Genomic DNA, 18,043 nt, shown 5'->3' on the forward strand with positions numbered 1-18,043 from the left:
CGCATTCGCATGCATTGGCACGAGAGAGGCGCGCATCGCGCTCATGGTTGAAGCAGTCGTAAATACGTAAACTCTTATGTCCTTGTGAATTAGCGCGCGCCGCGGTTGCGGCGCGCGCGTTGCTTTTGTGGATGGCGCTCTCCCTCCCTCCATTCGCGGAGTCCGCCCCCGTGTCGTTGTCGTTCCTCCGGCGTCGAGTCGCCACAATCGCTCTGTTTCTCGGATGTATCGCGTGCATCGCATCCGTTGCCTCCGGCCAGTTCGCTGCTGAGCGAATGAACTCACTCAGCGCCGGCGTCACTCCGACCGGCACGCCGAGCGTGGTGATGGGGTCATTGGCGGGTGAGTCATCGATCCCGAGTCTGCCGCCAACGGTCTCGCCAAAGTTCTCGCCGTCGCAAGCGGTGCCGTTCCCGATCGCTGCCGAAAACAACGAGATCTTCACCGTCATGAACCTTGGCACCGCGCCGGCGGTCTACACGCTGCGCGTGCAATGCACGGGGTGGGCAACCAATTGTTGGATCAAGAACTTTCCCCAGGTGATCGCCGTCGCGCCAGGGACCGGCCGCAGTTTCATCGTCGCGTTCCCGAGCGCTGGTGTTCTCACCGCGGCGTCCGAGATTCCCGTCGACGTCAAGCTGATCGCCGAGCAGCGCGTCGGCGCCGACACGGCGACGCAGACGTTGGGTACCGATGTCGTATCCGCCGATACCGGCGTGTTGCATCCGGTCACCGGCTTCCACACGCCGCAACTCTCTCCTCATGCGGGATCGGTGTCGGTGCCGACCGGCACGAGCCGCACAGACAGCTACACGCTCAAGAACCTCGGGAACATGACGGCGCGTTACGATCTTGCGGCGTCGTGTGGCGCGTTCGCCGGTTGCTCGCTGAGTACGCCGTCGGTGACGCTCGATCCCGGCGTGTCGGGGACGGTGAGCGTCACCTACACGCCGGCAGCGACGGCAGGGCAGTCGGCGACCATTCAGCTCATCGCCGACTACGACTACATGCAGTACGGCGTCGCGCTGCACGAAGCCGACACGTCTCGGGTCGTGTCGACGACCGTTGTCGCGCCGCCACGAACGATGCCGCCGACGGTGACCCCCAAAGCCACGGCGACGCAGGCGCAAGTATTCCCGCTGGCCGTCGAAGATGATCAAGGTTTTACCGTCATGAACCTGGGCACGGCGCCGGCCGTCTACACGCTGACGGCGCGCTGCACCGGCTGGGCCGCGAGTTGCTGGATCAAAAACGTTCCGCGAGTGATTGCGATCGCTCCGGGCGCTGGACGTTCTCTCCTCGTGGCATTTCCCGGGTCCGGTGTGCTTGGTTCTCCGGCGGAAGTTCCAGTAGACATCGAGCTGGTTGCCGAGCAACGCGTCGGGGCCGATACGGCTACGCAAACGCTGGGCACAACCGTCGTGTCCGCCGACACCGGGCTCGGTCACGCGGTGACCGGCTTTCACACGCCGGCGATCTCCCCGCACTCCGGGACAGTGACGGACACCGTCGGCATTGCGCGCACGCGGACTTACACGCTCCAAAACCTCGGCAACATGACCGCGCGGTACGATCTCGCCGCGTCGTGCGGCGCGTTCGCCGGCTGTACGCCGAGCGTGCCGTCGATCACGCTCGATCCGGGTGCGGCGGGGACGGTCAACGTGACGTACATGCCGCCCGCGACCGCGGGACAGTCGGCGACGATTCAGCTCATCGCCGACTACGACTACGGGCAGTTCGGTGTCGCGCTCCACGAAGCCGACACGTCGCGGATCGTCGCGACGACCGTGGCGCCGCCGCCGCCAAGCTTGCCGCCGGACGTCTCTCCCAAACAGACCGCAGGCCAGGTGCATCCGTTCCCACTCGCGTCGGAGGACGACGAGAGTTTCTGGATTACCAATCACGGCGCGACGACGGCGGTCTATACGCTGACGACGCAGTGCACCGGGTGGGCCGCAACGTGCTGGCTCAAATCACCCCGCGTCATCGCGGTCGCACCGAACGTCGCACGGAACGTCCTTGTGGCGTTTCCCGGCTCCGGGATTCTAGGGTCTCCGGCGGAAGTGCCGATCGACGTCAAGCTCTTCGTCGAGCAGCGCGTCGGCGCGGACACCGTCACCCAAACGCTCGGCACGACGGTCGTATCGGCCGACTCGGGCATCATGCATCCGACCACCGGCTTTCACACGCCACAGCTTTCTCCGCATTCGGGGACAGTGACGGACACCGCCGGCATCGCGCGCACGCAGACCTACACGCTCCAAAACCTCGGCAACATGACCGCACGGTACGATCTTGCTGCGTCGTGCGGCGCGTTCACTGGCTGCACGCCGACCGTGCCGTCGATCACGCTCGATCCGGGCGCGTCGGGCACCGTCGGTGTCACCTTCTCGCCGCCCACGAGTGGCGGATCCGCGACGATCCAACTCATCGCCGATTACGACTACGGGCAATTCGGTGTCGCGCTCCATGAGGCTGACACGTCGCGCGTCGCGGCGACGACGATCGTGCTTCCGCCCGCAACGATGCCGCCGCAGGTCTTCCCGAAGCAGACCGCCGGGCAGGTGCGCGTCTTCCCACTCGCCTCCGAGGACGATGAGAGTTTTTCAATCTTGAATGCCGGCGCGACGACCGCGATCTATACCTTGAGCGCCCAGTGCACCGGGTGGGCGGCGAGCTGCTGGCTCAAGAACGTATCGCGGGTGATATCGGTCGCGCCCAACACGGAGCGCATCATACTCGTCGCCTTCCCAGGCTCGGGCATCCTGGGTTCTCCGGCGGAAGTGCCGATCGACGTCAAGCTCCTCGTCGAACAGCGCGTCGGCGCCGACACCAGCAATCAAGCACTCGGTAGCACCGTGGTCTCGGCCGACTCCGGCATGACGCACCCGGTGACGGGTTATCACAGGCCGCTGCTCTCGCCACACACGGCAACGACGGGCGTGACGGCCGGCGTGACGCGCACCGAGAACTACACGCTCGAGAACATGGGCAACATGACCGCGCGATATGATCTCAGCGCGTCGTGCGGATCCTTCGGCACGAATGGCTGCGCGTTGAGCGCGCCATCGGTCACACTCGATCCGGGCGCCTCGAGCGCCGTGACCATCACCTATACGCCGCCGGCGACCGGCCTGCCGACCGCGGCGATTCAGCTCATCGCCGACTACGACTACGGGCAATTCGGCGTCGCGCTCCACGAAGCCGACACCGCGCGCGTCGTCGGCACGCGGGCCGATGCCATCCCGCCGACGATCGCGATCACGCCTGCCGACGGGGCGACGGTGTCGACGCGGCTCGCTTCGGTGGCCGTGGATGTGTGCGACTCCGACGGCATCGTGACCGCGCCGGCGGCGACCTTCAACGGGGTGACGGTCACCGGTACGTATGTGTCGACGACCGTGAGCGGCTGCGCGACGTCCGGGACGGCGACATTCGCCGTGCCGGCGCTCACTACGCTGAACACGTTTGTCGCGACGACAACCGACGGCGTGCATACTACTTCTCTAACACGCACCTTCAACTACGACGAGGCGAACGACGAGCAGCCGCAAACCACCGCGCTGGCGGCGTCGCATGTCGTGGCCGGCGGAGCCGCGGCGTCGGAGACGTTCACCGTCCGGAATCCCGGCTCCCTCGCGGCGACCTATACACTGACGCCGACGTGCGGCGCGCTCGCGAGCGGGTGCAGCGCGTCGGCCTCGTCGCTCGCGCTCGCGGCGGGGCAGAGCAGTCAAGTCACCGTGAGCTACACCGCGCAGGCGACGAGTAGCACGACGACAATTTCGCTCGCGTCGCGCTACGTGAGCACGAAGTCGACGACCGTGACGAGCCAGGCGACGACGAATGTCACGATCGACGCGGAACCGCCGAACATCACGATCGTGTCGCCGACGAGCGATGTCGTGACGAGGGCACTCAGCCAGGCCATCGTCGTCGCGTGGTGTGATCAGAGCAGCGCCTTGGTAGAACGCCACGTGCGTCTCGATGGGCAACTGCTCCCCGACAATTTCGCACCGGTGACTGGCTGTGTGGCGTCGGGAACGTCGACGTGGCTGAATTGGCCGGTGAGTCCGGGTGCGCATACGATTACGGCGGATGCAATGGATGGCGTCGGTCACGTGACTACGGTCAGCACCTCCTTCACGATGCTCGCGCCCATCGCGAGCTTCCAACCGGACGTCACGCCAAAATCGATTTCCACGACAGTGGACATGAGCGCGTTGGCGACGCAGCAGTTCACCATTCGCAACGCAGGCAGCTTGCCTGCGACATACGTCCTCACCCCCTCGTGCCCTGCCGCGACCACGTGCGCCGTCTCGCGCTCGACGCTCACCGTCGCGCCAGGCTCGGCGGATACGGCGTCGGTGCTCTTCTCGACGCCGGTCATGCTCTCGATGTCGACCGCGGTCTCGGTCACGGCGACCTACACGGCGGTCGACGGTCAGACGGTGAACGATCAGGGAAGTATTACGGCCTGGACCCCGTCCATCGAGAGCTATTACGCCGAGAGTGCCGCGCCCTTGGTCTCGTCCGCGTTGCTCAGCGTTGGATCGACGGCGACCTATACGTTCCAGGTCACCAATCTCACGTCGCATTTCAACCACTACAACGCGGGCTTCAACGGCGGCGGCCTCACGTTCGTCGTGGACTCGCTTGCGCACAACATCACGCTCGATCTTGGTCCAGGCGAGACGAAGGACGTGTCCGTCGAGGTGCAGGCGCCGAACGCGGCACTGCTGGCGCAGCTCTCGTTCAACGTGCGTGCCGTGTTGCCGACCGGGACGCAGCAAATTCTCCAAGTCGTTTGGACGACCGTTAGCACGATGCCCCATGCCGTCGTCGTAGTTCCCGCTGTGGGGCCGTTCCCGGTGAACCTGCCGCTACCGGGCGACTTCGGTGCCGAATATCTCATTCGCAACGTCAGCAATTCGACGGACAGCTACTCTTATCAGTTTACTTGCAGCGGTCCGAGCGCCGGGTGCCACTCGAGTACGGGGTCGGTGAGCGGCACGATCACACTCGGACCGGGAGCGACACAGACGATGACGGGCACGTTTGACGTTCCGCCCGGCACGACCGCTTCAGGCACCCAAGAGACCATCACGTTGAGTGTGGATGGCCTTGGCGCAGCCGCTGGAACGCACGCCGATGGCAGCATTCTCTATCTCCTTGGCCAGCAGACCATCTCCCATGCGGTGACCGTTACTCCTTCGTCCAGCTCGATCTCTGTTCCACCGGGCACCGTTAAACCGCTGTCGTTCACGATTCGGAACACGTCGACGGATCCCAGCGGGACACCGATGCACTTCAATTATTCGCTGAGCTGCGTCCCAAGCGCGGCATGCTCGTCGCAGACTGGCCAGACCGACCCGCTGGCGCCGAATGGCACGGGATCCGCTGAAGTGACGGTGAGCTTTGCTGCGCCGGGGACCGCTCCGAGCAGTGGAAGCGCGACGCTGACCGTGACCGGAGTGGAGGATCCGAGCCTGCATGCGACGGGTGTGTGGACGGTCACAACGCAATCTCTTGCGGACGTCGTTGTCGCGGCCATTGGCAAAAACCTCGGCGGTGCCGTGGAGCGCGGCGCCTGCGTCACGGTTCCGGCGGGAAGCAACGCAGCCTACGAATGCGGTGATTTGCGTCTGTCGCACGCCATGCCCGGTACGACCACGATGGGAGCGCTGCAGGCTCCGGTGCTCACGTACAATTCGCGCCATCATAACGAAAAGGCATTGTTCGCTGCCGACGTCTACGTGCCTCCGGGCAACGACGCCATAACCGGCGTCAATGCGCACGTGCTCATCACACCATCGGCTGGCGCTCAGGAGCAAGAGTTCGCCCACATGCCATTCGTCTGGCAAGCACAGTGGAATGGCGGGGCACCGCGCCGTCTCGTCGTTCCGGTCGATGTGAGCAGCCTCAAGACCGGGGCCTATCACTATGCGATCGCCGTCGACATGCAGGGCGGCAGCACTACGACGCAGTATCGGGATACAGGCACCGTCGCGATCGTGAATCGACTCGACAGCCCATTTGGCGCCGGATGGTGGCTCGACGGTCTCGAGCAACTCGTTCCGTACTCGACGAATCAAAAACTGTGGGTCGCCGGCGACGGCAGCGCGCGGTTGTACACGCAGGCCAACGACTCTATTTGGACCGTGCAGCCGACGATCGATCGGCCAGACACGTTGATTCAGCGCGGTACGTCATGGTTCCGCGCGCTCCGCAACGGCGGCTACGTTGAATTCGACAACCTTGGTCGCATGGACACGCTCGTCAGTGCGACGGGCATGCGGACAGTGTTTGCGTACGTCGATGCCGCGCACGCCACGCCGATGTCGATGGAACTTCCGCGACCAGTTAGTAGCACGCGAGTGCAACGTTACACGTTCAACTATTTGTACCAGCCCCTCTCCGGAGGGCCAAGCTATTTGTCCAGTGTAGTGGCGCCGTCGAGCCCCGACGGTGCGCGCGTCATCAACGTGAGTCACGGAGCCGGTAAGATCACGATCTCCGGATTCTCGGGCCCGGACACGTACGGCGTGTCGTTCGGGTATGACGCATCGGGACGATTGACGACTCGTACCGATCGCCGCGGGTTCACGACGCGTTTCGACTACGACGACGTCGCGAACGTGCTCACCGGCAGTACACTGCTAATGCAAGGATCGTCCGCCGACCTGGTCCAATCGTTCTGCGCGGCGGAGGCGACGAGTCTCTTGCCATGTGAGGCGAATCCCACGGATTCGAGCGCTGTTGTCACAACGCTCACGAACCAGCGCGGCGCCGCCACGAAGATTTCGCTCAATGCATTCGGCGCCCTGACGAGACTAACCGACGCGCTGGGTCGCAGCACGACGATCGAGCGTGCCGATTCACGCTGGCCCCTACTTCCGACCGCGGTCGTTCGACCGAATGGTTTCACGACCCGGATCGCCTACAACGAACGCGCGCTCATCGCCACGTCGACCGATCAGAATCCGTTTGCCAGCGGCGATGCCGTGACGACCTACGGCTGGAACGCGACGAGCCGCTTCGACGAGCTCGAGACGATTACCTCGCCGACCAACCAGCTCACGCGAATGGGCTACGACGGCAACGGCGACGTCGCGTGGCAGGAAGACGGGCGTGGCGCGCCGAGTCACGTGACGTTGATCCGGAACGCGGACCGGCAGGTGAATCGGGTTGAATCACCGTCGCCGGCGACCGCTGGAGGGATCGTCGCCACCGTCTACGGCTACGATGCCCAATCGGGCAATGTGAATCAGGTGACCACCCCGCGCGGTATGGTGACGACCACGACGGAGGATCTGATCGGCCGGCCGGTCCAAGTTCAGTCGCCTCTCAACGATGCACCGACGTCGCTCTGGCGGTACCAGACGTTCCGCTACGACACGCTCGATCGGGTTCGGTTCGAGATCGATTCCGCACCGGCGAATCGCGTGAACGGCAACGGCTGGCAGGCGGTGCAAGTCGAAACTCGGTACGATGCGGAAGGAAACAGCCTGAACGCGATTCGAACCGTCAGGCCGGATAGCGGCACGCTTCAGGACATCGTCGTCGCGGCGGAGTACGACGGCGCCGGACGCATGACCCATCGCTACGATCCGAACAAGCCGGGCAGCGACGTGACGATGGCGTACGACGCATTGCAAGGTGTGGTCACTGTGACGCGGGGCGTCGGTGCCGGTACGGGCACGGATGTCACGTCGTTCGATGTGATCGGGCGACCGGTGACGCGATCCGTTAGCGGCGTCCCGGCCTCCTCGGATCCGACCGCCGATGCTGATGTTCAACGCTTTGTGTATGACAACATGGACAACTTGGTAAGCGCGACGAACAAATACGCGCAGGTTGGCCGTGCATACACGCTTGGTGGTGCGATCGCGAGTGACACGTTGAGAATCGCCGACACGGATCTCTCGGCATTCTCGCACGTGTACGTGAACTCGTATCATTACGATCCGAGTGGTCGTCGGGTCTCATTCACCGCGCCAAACAACGTTGGCATGACCGGTGGACTCATCGGAACGGTGAACTACGGATACGATCCGGTAACCGGCGCGCTCAGCTCGATCTCGGCGCCGTCGTACGGCACGTTCACGTACTTCACCGGCGCCGCCGGGGAACTCGACTCAGCCGTGGTGTCCGACGGTACGCGACAGCAGTACACGTACGACGCCGATGGGCGGCCGAAGACGCGTGTTGAGAAGGCCGCCGACAACACGGTCTATCACAACGATTTCCTTACGATGGACGGCTCGGGCAACATGACGAATGTTGCGACGACGACGTTCGGTGCGGCCAAGTCGTTTGGGTTTGGATATACGGGACTCGGTGCCGTGCTCGTTGCCGGTGGTCCGCAAAACGAGAGCTACGCGCGCGATCCACTGGGCAACGCGCTGACTCGAAGTGTGTCCGCTACGACGTGGCAGGGAGATTTCACGAATCGCTTCGAGCCGCATTCGACGCGTATCAGCGGAATTACAGGAGTGCCCGCGGCGCAAACGGACTACTCGTTGACCCCGCACTTCGATTTGCTCGGCAATCTCACGGAGCGGGATGAACTCGTCCATCTGCCGGTGACGTGCTGGCCTCAGCTCCAGTGCGCGCCAGACCAAACCCCCGGTGAGGCGTGGTCGAGTTTGTTCAACTCATATCGCGGAGACGGTCAGCTGGTGTCAAGCGTATTGCGGACGAGCAACGACGCTCTTCTGCAAATCGACACGACACAGGTGTTCCCGTACGCGTCGATGGGCCGTGGTGTGTTCGAGGAGTACCGGTACGATGCGCTGGGCCGTCGTGTATGGATGCGCGCGCATCGCGACCCGTACTGTCTCGATGTGAACGTGCGTGCGCTGCCGATCTGCGCGTCCGCGGTGGAGCGGTTCGTCTATGACGGGGATCAGGTGCTGTACGAGATTCGGCAGCCGGGACATGACACGGCGAGCGCCGCGGTTCTCGAGAACGATTTGGCGACTGATCCGCGCGTGGCTGGGCAGTACGGCGTGGTTGCGTATCTCAACGGCCCGGCGACTGATGCGCCGCTCGCGATGGTGCGCGTGGAAAATGGCTTCGCCACCTACGCGATCCTGCATCGCGATTGGCAAGGCGCGGTGGATTTTGCGACGACGACGGCCGGTGGCGTGCTTGATTGTGGGCGTCCCGGTGCGATGGTCGGCTGCCAGCACATTCCATGGCCCGGGCTCGATATGAGCGTGGGCTTCCAGCGGCCCGTTAGTAATGTTGGATCAGACGCTTGGTGGGGGACGCTGATTGGGGGAAATCAGAATGCGACCGGCACCATCGACATGCGGGCGAGGCAGTTTGATCCGAAGTTGGGGCAGTTTATGCAGGAAGATCCGATTAGTCTCGCCGGTGGCCTGAATACTTACGGCTTTGCTGACGGAGACGCGGTGAATCACCGCGATCCAACCGGGTTGGAGCCGGATTGTCCGCCCGGCGTTCAGTGTCTCGACCCGACAACTTCATCGGCGATGCGAGTTATCCAAGACTTGAATTGGGCGCAAACCTGGGACTACATCAAGGACAATTTTGGCGGTGCTGCGCGCTCGGTATTCGGATCAATGAGCGGTGGAGGGTCGCTCCATGGGCCTGCAGACAAAGTGGCCTGCATTAGCGGGATCGCCACTGTCGCCATTACGGCGGCCTCGGACGCAACATTTGTCGTCGGAGGCGGCCTTGCGGCGAAGTCGGCAATCCTTGCTGCGCGTTCAGCTCGATTGAGCAGCATGTTTGTGCGGGGGTCGGAGCAAGGCCTGTACTTTGCCGCGCGGGCACGAGGTCGGGCTATGATCGCAACTAGTGGAGCGGTCGTGGCTGCCGCTGGCTATATAGGTTCGTTTGACAATCGGGGCACGCTGCAAACTCCCACGGCCGGAATGTTCGGAGTCGCGAGTGGTTGGGATTTCTTTCCTGTTGTCGCAACGATTCGCGCAGCGGGTCAAGCGATAAACGCATGCAAGCCGTGAGCTGATTCCGAGTATTTAGGAGAAACTCAATGACACACCGTCCGGCTCGATATCCGGCAATTATAGATCGCATACGTACGTGGGTGATACTGGGCTTTGCGGTTGGCTGCCTATACGTGATGTATGTGCTGGTGCTGTACGGCCTGCGTGGGGCGGCCCCCTTTGATCGCGTTGGCGTGCGACTTCCTGCATTGGTCGTTGCATACCTCGGTTGCGGTATGGCCGGAGGTGCAATCATCGGCGCTCTTCAACCGCTCACGCGACAAACGTTCGGTTTATTCTTTGTCGCCATGGTTGCCGCGTTCGCAGTCGTCAGCGGCGTCGGGATGTCCATGTACGGCTTCGTGACGCGATGGTCGAATGAGAATTGGCTCCAAATGCTAATCTCGGCCGTGCTAATCGGAGGATTCTCGGCGGTGCTTCTCCGAGCAGTACGTACCGGTGAGAAGGACTGAAACTTCAAGGGAGGCGGAGCCGTTGGCAGCGAGGCCGGAGCTGCGATTGAGTTCGGCTTTTCGCGAAGTATTTCTTACTTCGCTCGCAACAGAAAAGTCATTTGGATCCTTGCCAGGTCATCTCGCAAGCTCGAGACGCCGTCACCGCCGTGAAGTGACTCCTCTCGATTCGTAAAACACCAGCCCGATTCCCGCCACCGTGCGTCGCTGCCCTAATCCCGCATCGCCACCATCGGATCGGTGCGCATCGCCCGCCGCGCCGGGACATAACACGCCGCGATCGCGATCAACGTGAGCCCCCCGCTCACCCCAACGAAGATGACCGGATCCCACGGCCGAACCCCGTACAGCACCCCACCCATCACTCGCGCCACCACGAGCGCGCCGAGAATCCCCGCCACGGCGCCCGCCACCGCGAGCCTAAGCCCATGCCCAAGCACCAGGCGCAACACATCCGCGCGCTGCGCGCCAAGGGCGACGCGGACGCCGATCTCGTGGAAGCGCTCGCCCACCATGTAGGATATGACTCCGTAAATACCAAGACTCGAAAGCATCAACGCCACGCTCGCGAACGCGGCGATCATCACGATCGCGAAACGACGGGGAAGGAGAGACGCCGACAGCGTCTCGTCGAGCGTCGTCGCGCCGAACACGGGCAGCGACGGGTTCACCGCCTGCACCTGCGCGCGAACGTCGCGTTCGAACGCCGCCGTCTCGACCTGCCCCCGAACGAAGATCGCGAAATGCTTTCGCTGGTACTGGTACAGGCTCGCATAGATGATCGGATGGCGCGCCGTGGCGAGTGACTCCGCGCGCGTGTCCGCGACCACGCCGACGATCGTCGCCCACTGCCGCGCGCGCGGTGAGAGCTTCACGCGCTGCCCGATCGCATTGCCATCGGGCCAATACTTTTCCGCCATCGCTTCGTTGACCACCGCCACCGTCGGACTCGCGTCGGTATCGAAGTCGTTGAACAGCCGGCCCCGGACGAGCGGTATCCGCAACAAATGAAAGTATTCAGGGGTCACGATCGTGCCGGTCGTGTAGACGGGCTGATTGCCCGACTCGGCCCGCCGTTCCAAGACGATCCGCATGATCGGCTGGTCCGGGTACGGATGATCGAGCGGCACCGCCGCCCCGCCGCCGACCGCGACGTCCTGAACGCCCGGCAGCGTCCTGACCCGCCGTATGATTTCTCTAATGAACGGCGCTTCAGCGCCGGCGCTCGGGTAAAGATCCTCGGTCGAGTCGTTCGGATAGGGCAGCCGCGTACGGACGAACGACACGGCATGCGTATCGAAGCCGAGCGGCGCGGCGAGCAGCTCGCGGAAGCTGCGGAGGAGCAGCACCGCCACGATCATCAGCGTCAGCGTCAGCGCGAACTCGGCGACGACGAGCGCGCGCCGTGTGCGCATCTGCTCTCCGCCGCTCGTGGATGAACGGCCTTCTTCCTTCAACACGCGCGTCACGTCGAGACGGCGAATCTGCAACGCCGGCGCGATCCCGAACAACACGCCGACGATCAACGACAGGCCGAACGCGAGCAGCACCACGCGCCAGTCCATCGCGACGGTGTTCAGGCGTGGCACCGCCTCGGGAACCAGCCGCGCGATCCCCCCGCGAGCGATGTACGCGACCGCGACACCGAGCACTCCGCCCGCGACGGACAGCAGCAGACTTTCCGTCAGCAATTGCCGGATGAGCCGAGATGCCGCGCTGCCCAGCGCCTGCCGCAGGGCGAGCTCACGCTTCCGGCTCGTGGCGCGCGCGAGCAACAAATTGGCTACCGTCGCACACGCGATGAGCAGCACCAGCCCGACGGCGCCGAGCATCCAGAGGAGTGGTTGTCGTACATCGCCGAGGACGTACTTTCGAAGCGGCACGAGACGCACGTGCCAGTCGATCGCCGCCGGATAGTCCGCCGGAAATTGCTGGCGCAGCGAATGGACCAGCGCGTCCACCCGCCGTTGCGCATCGGCAATCGAGAGCCCCGGACGTACGCGCGCGATCGCGCCGGGAACGAGGGGAGTTCGCAACATGTACGTCGTGATCGGCGGCCCGGCGTAGCCGGTGGCTACCCACATTTCGGTTCCGCGCGCTTCGACCGCATGCTCGGGCGCCTGAAATCCCGCCGGCGCTACGCCGATGATGCGATACGAGTCCGAGTCGAGCTGCACGATGCGTCCGAGCACCTTCGGATCGCGGCCGAACGCGCGCGTCCATAAGCCGTCGCTAATGACAACTTGCTCATTGAAGCCGGGCGTCGCGTCGTTCGGATCGAACACGGATCCGAACTGTGCCTTCACGCCGAGCACGGAGAAGTAGTTCGGCGAGACGATGAGGATGCCCGCGCGCTGCGGACGCGACAACCCGGTGAGGTTGTTGTTGTCGAACTGCGTCGGTGAGACCCCGTCGAAGACGCCCGAGGCCGTCAGGTCGTGCCACTCCGGCCCCGACATCCCGACGTCGCGCGCACCGGTGCCGAGGAAGTCGTCCTCGATTTGGACGAGCTGCTCGGCGTGCGGGTAGGGGAGATCCCGAAGCAGCGCCGCGTCGATGACGCTGAAGATCGCCGCCGAGGCACCGATGCCGAGGGCGATCGTGGACAACACGATCGCCGTGAATCCAGGCGCCCGCCGGAACATGCGCGCGGCGTAGCGAATGTCCTGCACGGTTCGCTCGATCCACGTACCCACCGCGCCCCACTGGTCGCGCGCGATCTCCTGGGCAAGTCCCGCGTTGCCGAATTCGCGCCGCGCGTTGTGCGCCGCGTCTTCGGGCGATTCCCCTCGCGCGACGCGATCGGCGGCCGCCAGTTCCAGGTGCGCGCGAAGCTCGTCGGTGAGATCTACGGTTTGCCGCTCGCGGCGCCAGGGCAGCCAGTCGGAGAGACTCACGTTTCCTTCGCGGCGGGCGGCAGCATCAACGCCGCGATCGCGTTCGACATCCGCTCCCACTGCGAGCGCTCGGCCGCGAGTCGCTCGCGGCCTTTTGGCGTGAGACGGTAGGCGCGGACGCGGCGATTGTTCTCCGACACCGTCCATTCCGCGGCGACGAGGCGTTGCCGCAGAAGCCGCTGGAGCGCGGGATAGAGCGAGCCCGTCTCGATCTTGAGCGCGTTCGCCGATTGCGATTGGATGAGTCGCAGAATCCCGTAACCGTGCGCGGGCCCCCAGCGGAGCGTCTGGAGGATGATCAAATCCAGCGTGCCTTGTAGTAGCTCCATGCGCGAAGTGGGCGGCGCTTGGCGGGGCATGACGGTGTCCTCAATTGTAGTTTGCCTACGTATTATACGTAGAGCGCCTACATGAGGCAACGGGTCAGCTCCCCGGTGTGTTTCGCCGAACCGCGAACGTGCCCGGTTTCATGCGATGATCGGAACAGCCGTCGAGGTATTCCAGTTCTCCAATCAGGTCGCCGCCACCATTCGCGGTTGTGCCGCGAAATCGAATCGATCCCGAACAGTGCTGCGCCTCGAAGCTCCACGTCCCGTCCGCACTGAGACTGTCGTTCGATACGCGGCCGACCGCATGCCCGGTGACCTTTGGATTCGGGATTGCGAATTCCATCGTCGCTCGGCCCCCGGCGATAGCGAGATGCACGTCCAGCGGAAGGCGCGATTGATCGAGGATGATGTGGCCCTTGTAATCGCCTGCCGCCACTGATTGCGGCGCGCGCGTGACGACCGCGTGCTTGCGGAGCGCGAACGCGACGATATAGTCGCCGACCTTGTCACCGAGCTTGTCGCTGAGCTCGCGGTGACCACCCGCGGCGACGACGATGAGCTGCTCGCCCGAGGGCGTAACGAGCGTCATGGGCGAACCGTGTACTCCCGCCGGCAGCACGGCCGACCACAGCTCCTTGCCGGTTTCGACGTCGAACGCGTGCAGGCGTTGATCCACGGCGCCTCCCGCGAAGCCCAGCGCACCGCCGGTCAGCATCGCTCCGCCGAGATTTGGCGAGCCCCAGTTCGCGCTTTCCGGAATTTTTTTCAGCGACGACACGGTGCCGAACGGCCGCTGCCATCGTGTTGCACCCGTGCGCAAATCGATCGCGGTGAGCACGCCCCAGGGCGGCGGGTTGCACGGCACGCCGTCCGGGGCGATCAAATGCCGCCGGCGCATGCCGTATGGCGTTCCGCTCTGCGGGGAGAACTCGTCGAAGCGCGTTCCGCCCATCGCGCGCTCGTGCACGTCGCTTCGCGGAATCAGATCGACGACCGTGACGATGCGATTCGACGGAATGATCGCGAGTTGCCGGGCCGGATCGATCGCGACACCGCTCCAGTTCGAGCCCCCGATGTTTCCCGGAAAGATGACCGTTCCGCGCAGCGAGGGCGGCGTGAAGATGCCCTCGGACCGGACGTTCGCCAGCTGCGCCGCGCACCAGGCTCGGCCCGAATCGGAGACAGCGAAGATGTCGCTCGGATTGAAGCGCGTGGGTCCGAGCGCCGCGGGAAGTGCCGGGACTGGTTGCGTCGGCCACGCTTGTTCGCCGGGCACGTCACTCGCCGGTACCGCGCGTTCCTCGACAGGGAACACCGGCTTGCCGGTCGTGCGATCGAGCACGTACACATACCCCATCTTCGTGGTCTGCACGAGCGCGGGAATGGTGCGCCCGTCATGCTGAATGTCGACGAGCGCCGGCTCCGCGGGCACGTCGTAGTCCCACAGATCGTGGTGCACGACCTGGAAGTGCCACACGACGCGGCCGGTGGATGCACGAAGCGCGACGATTGAGTTCGCGTAGTCGTTGCGCCCAAGACGTTCACCGCCGAAAAAGTCCGGGCTCGGGCTACCCGTTGGAACGAACACCAGGTCGCGCGCGCTGTCGGCGCTGATGATCGACCACGCGTTCGCGGCGCCGGTGTGATGTGCGTTGGTTCCGCGCCATGTTGCGTAGGCCGAATCTTCAGGCGTGCGCGGGACAGGATCCCAACTCCATCGCTCGGCCCCGGTTCGCGCGTCGAACGCGCGAACGATTCCCGCGGGCGCGTCCGTGCGCTCATTGTCGCGGACGGCCGAGCCCACGACCACGACGTCGCCGATGACGGCGGGTGGTGAGGTGACCGCGTATTCCGCTTTCGATTGCGGCGCGTTCACGAGGTTTTTGTTGAGATCCACCTGACCGTCGCTGCCGAAGTCAGAACACCGCTTGCCCGTGCGTGAATCGAGCGCAATCAGCCGCGCATCGAGCGTGGCGACGTAGATCTGGCGATGGCATGCGGTGTTCGCCGATCGCCGCGCGTCTACCCACGTCGAGACGCCGCGGTTGGTCGGATCGCCGTAACCGGCCGAGAGATCCAGCTCGGAATCGAACGACCAGACCTCGCGCCCTGTCTCGGCCTCGAGTGCGCGCACGCCTCCGAACGGCGTTGAGACATAGAGCAGATTATCGACGTATAACGGAGTCGTTTCATCACGGACGGTGCCGCTTCCGCGCGCAAAATCCCCGGTGCGATACGTCCAGACCTGCACGAGATCGCGTGCGTTGTCACGCGTGATCTCGGCCGCGGGTGAATACTTCGTGCCCGCGGCATCGCGTCCGTAGGCCGACCACTCGACCTCGGCCGATCGCCCGGCTGACCCGCCGAAGAACACGATCCCAAGGGCCCACGTCCACCATCGGTGCATCCGGCCTTCTCCTCTGCGTTGTACTCGAACTCTACACGACTATCGCTAATCGAGAATCGCGCCGTGCACACGCGTCTGCAATGACACAAAAACGATGATTTCTGCCGCGATGCCGCCGTCGCCGCATCGTCGGCGCCGGCTGCCGTGATCTGGCCACGTAGCCCGCCGCGACATCATGTATTAGTGTTTTTGGTATGCGCTGTCATCGCAGTCATCTTCATGTGACCCGCGTCAGCCGCGCCGCTCTCCTCGGCGCGTGTCTTCAGCTCGCTGCGGCCTGCGCCGCTCATCGCCAGGTCGAGCCGACGCTCATCCCCGCGCCCCTCGTCACCGCGCTCGTCTCCGACCGCGCCGTGGTGGCGCGCACGGCGCCCGTGTACAGCGTCGGCACGCTGCCGCCCGGGTACCCGTCGACGCTCGTCCCAGGAGCGCCCGCTCGAATCGTCGGCGGCATGTCGAACACCGACCAGCTCACCGTCGTCTTCGCTGATACGACTCGCCGCCTCGCGCCCATCCTCGACGAGCTCTTCCAACACGCCGGATTCACTCGGCCACCCTCGCCGCCGCGTTCGGGATTCTCCAACGGCGGGCCGGATCGATTCAATTTCTTCTGCTCCGACAGCGCTTACGTGTCAGCCGAGCAGCTTGCCGGAGCGAACCGTAACCTCGTGCGCGTGACCTATCGGCCCTACCGCGGTAACATGCGGTGCCCGGTATCTGCTGCCCCGCAACGGCAGCCCGAAGAGCTGACGATCCCCGCGCTCACCGCGCCGCCCGGCGTTCACGTCGGGCGCAGCGGTGGCGGAAGCGGGTCCGCCGACGTGCACTCGAACGCCGAAGTCACCGGATCCGGACTCGTCCCGTCGGCGATCCTCGCGCACTACGCCGCTCAACTGACCGCGGCCGGTTGGCACGCCGCGCCCGCCGCGATCAGCGATCGACTCGCCGCCCAGTTCTTCGAGGCGACGACGCCGTCGGGATCGACGTGGGAAGGAGTGCTCATGGCGGTCGGCGGCGGCAACGCGCTCACTCTTTCGTTGAACATGAATCCGCGAGGCATTCGATGATCGCGTTTCGACGCACGCACGCCGCGCGTTTGAGTATTCTCACCGCGACGCTGGCGATCACCGGCGCTCGAGTCGGGGCGCAAACACAGCCGACGATTCCCATCGTCGTCGCCCAGGCGATGAACCTCGAACCCTCGTTCATCGGAAAACCGCAGTACTTCGACGGGCGCCCGCCAACGGATTGGCCAGCCGATTTGGTGCCGGCCGGCGCACGCGTGCTGGGCGGCGGCATCATTGGAGATCCGTCGATGTTCCGGTTGCGCGCGGCGGTATTCGCGTTCTCTGAACAGGGCGATCCAATGGAGATCGTTCGAGCGCTCGTCACACGTGCCGGTTATTCGCGCTTCCAACAAATGCCGCCGAAAACCGGGGGCTTCGTCGCCACCGACCCGCCGCCGGGAATTCCCGAGCAATACTGCAAGGCGTCGACGATGGTCACCTTCGGCGCGGTCGATTCGCTGCATGCGCCGCGCGTCATCGCCATCGACGTCGTCGACGGCGAAGGCGCACGCCAGAGCTGTACGCAGCAACCGGACATGTCGATGATGCGGCATCTCCCGGTCACGGTGCCGCCGTTGACGCCGCCTCCAGGTGCGACGACGACTGGCGGCGGCGGAAGCAGCTGGAGCGGCTCTGGAGGAACGGTCACCTCCAGTGTGGTCACGACCATCCCCGCTGATTCCGTGCTCGCGCACTACGCCCGCCAACTCGTTGCCGGTGGTTGGAAGGCGGAAGGGAAGGCGGCCGCCGCGAATGGTATCGCTGTACAAAAATTCTCATTCAGAGATGCTGATGCCGACTGGTCGGCGGCGCTGATCGTGCTCGCCGCCGGCGATCGGCGCGAGCTCAAAATCGAATACGCGCGGATCGACTAGGGTTTGCGGTTCCGCTCG

General features: G+C 64.5%; 7 protein-coding genes. 4 read left to right on the forward strand and 3 right to left on the reverse strand.

Annotated features, from left to right (window positions below; translation table 11 throughout):
- Positions 1-275: 275 nt before the first annotated feature.
- Together VN706_12815 and VN706_12820 are read left to right on the forward strand one after the other, a co-directional pair.
- Positions 276-9,995, forward strand: coding sequence for an RHS repeat-associated core domain-containing protein (locus VN706_12815; GenBank protein ID HXT16511.1), 9,720 nt, complete (start codon positions 276-278; stop codon positions 9,993-9,995).
- A 29-nt stretch (positions 9,996-10,024) separates the two neighbouring features.
- Positions 10,025-10,450 (forward strand): hypothetical protein, encoded by a 426-nt coding sequence (locus tag VN706_12820; GenBank protein ID HXT16512.1) that lies wholly within the window; start codon positions 10,025-10,027, stop codon positions 10,448-10,450.
- 212 nt (positions 10,451-10,662) lie between these two features.
- Here the strand turns inward: VN706_12820 and VN706_12825 are convergent, their stop codons facing one another.
- From VN706_12825 to VN706_12835, 3 genes are all read right to left on the reverse strand, one after another.
- Positions 10,663-13,347 carry an ABC transporter permease gene (locus VN706_12825; protein HXT16513.1) on the reverse strand — a complete coding sequence of 895 codons (2,685 nt, stop codon included), beginning with the start codon at positions 13,345-13,347 and terminating at the stop codon, positions 10,663-10,665.
- Positions 13,344-13,676 (reverse strand): PadR family transcriptional regulator, encoded by a 333-nt coding sequence (locus tag VN706_12830; protein HXT16514.1) that lies wholly within the window; start codon positions 13,674-13,676, stop codon positions 13,344-13,346. Before VN706_12830 ends, VN706_12825 begins: the two co-directional genes overlap by 4 nt.
- Before the next feature lie 94 nt (positions 13,677-13,770).
- Positions 13,771-16,083, reverse strand: a complete 2,313-nt coding sequence (locus VN706_12835) for a pyrroloquinoline quinone-dependent dehydrogenase (GenBank protein ID HXT16515.1) — start codon at positions 16,081-16,083, stop codon at positions 13,771-13,773.
- 221 nt (positions 16,084-16,304) lie between these two features.
- On the opposite strand from VN706_12835, the gene VN706_12840 reads away from it, so the two are divergent.
- Both VN706_12840 and VN706_12845 read left to right on the forward strand, forming a co-directional pair.
- Positions 16,305-17,150 carry a hypothetical protein gene (locus VN706_12840; GenBank protein HXT16516.1) on the forward strand — a complete coding sequence of 282 codons (846 nt, stop codon included), beginning with the start codon at positions 16,305-16,307 and terminating at the stop codon, positions 17,148-17,150.
- Positions 17,147-18,025, forward strand: coding sequence for a hypothetical protein (locus tag VN706_12845; GenBank protein HXT16517.1), 879 nt, complete (start codon positions 17,147-17,149; stop codon positions 18,023-18,025). The genes VN706_12840 and VN706_12845 overlap by 4 nt, the downstream gene beginning before the upstream one ends.
- The last annotated feature ends 18 nt before the right edge of the window (positions 18,026-18,043 follow it).

Source organism: Gemmatimonadaceae bacterium, assembly GCA_035606695.1.
GTDB lineage: Bacteria > Gemmatimonadota > Gemmatimonadetes > Gemmatimonadales > Gemmatimonadaceae > JAQBQB01.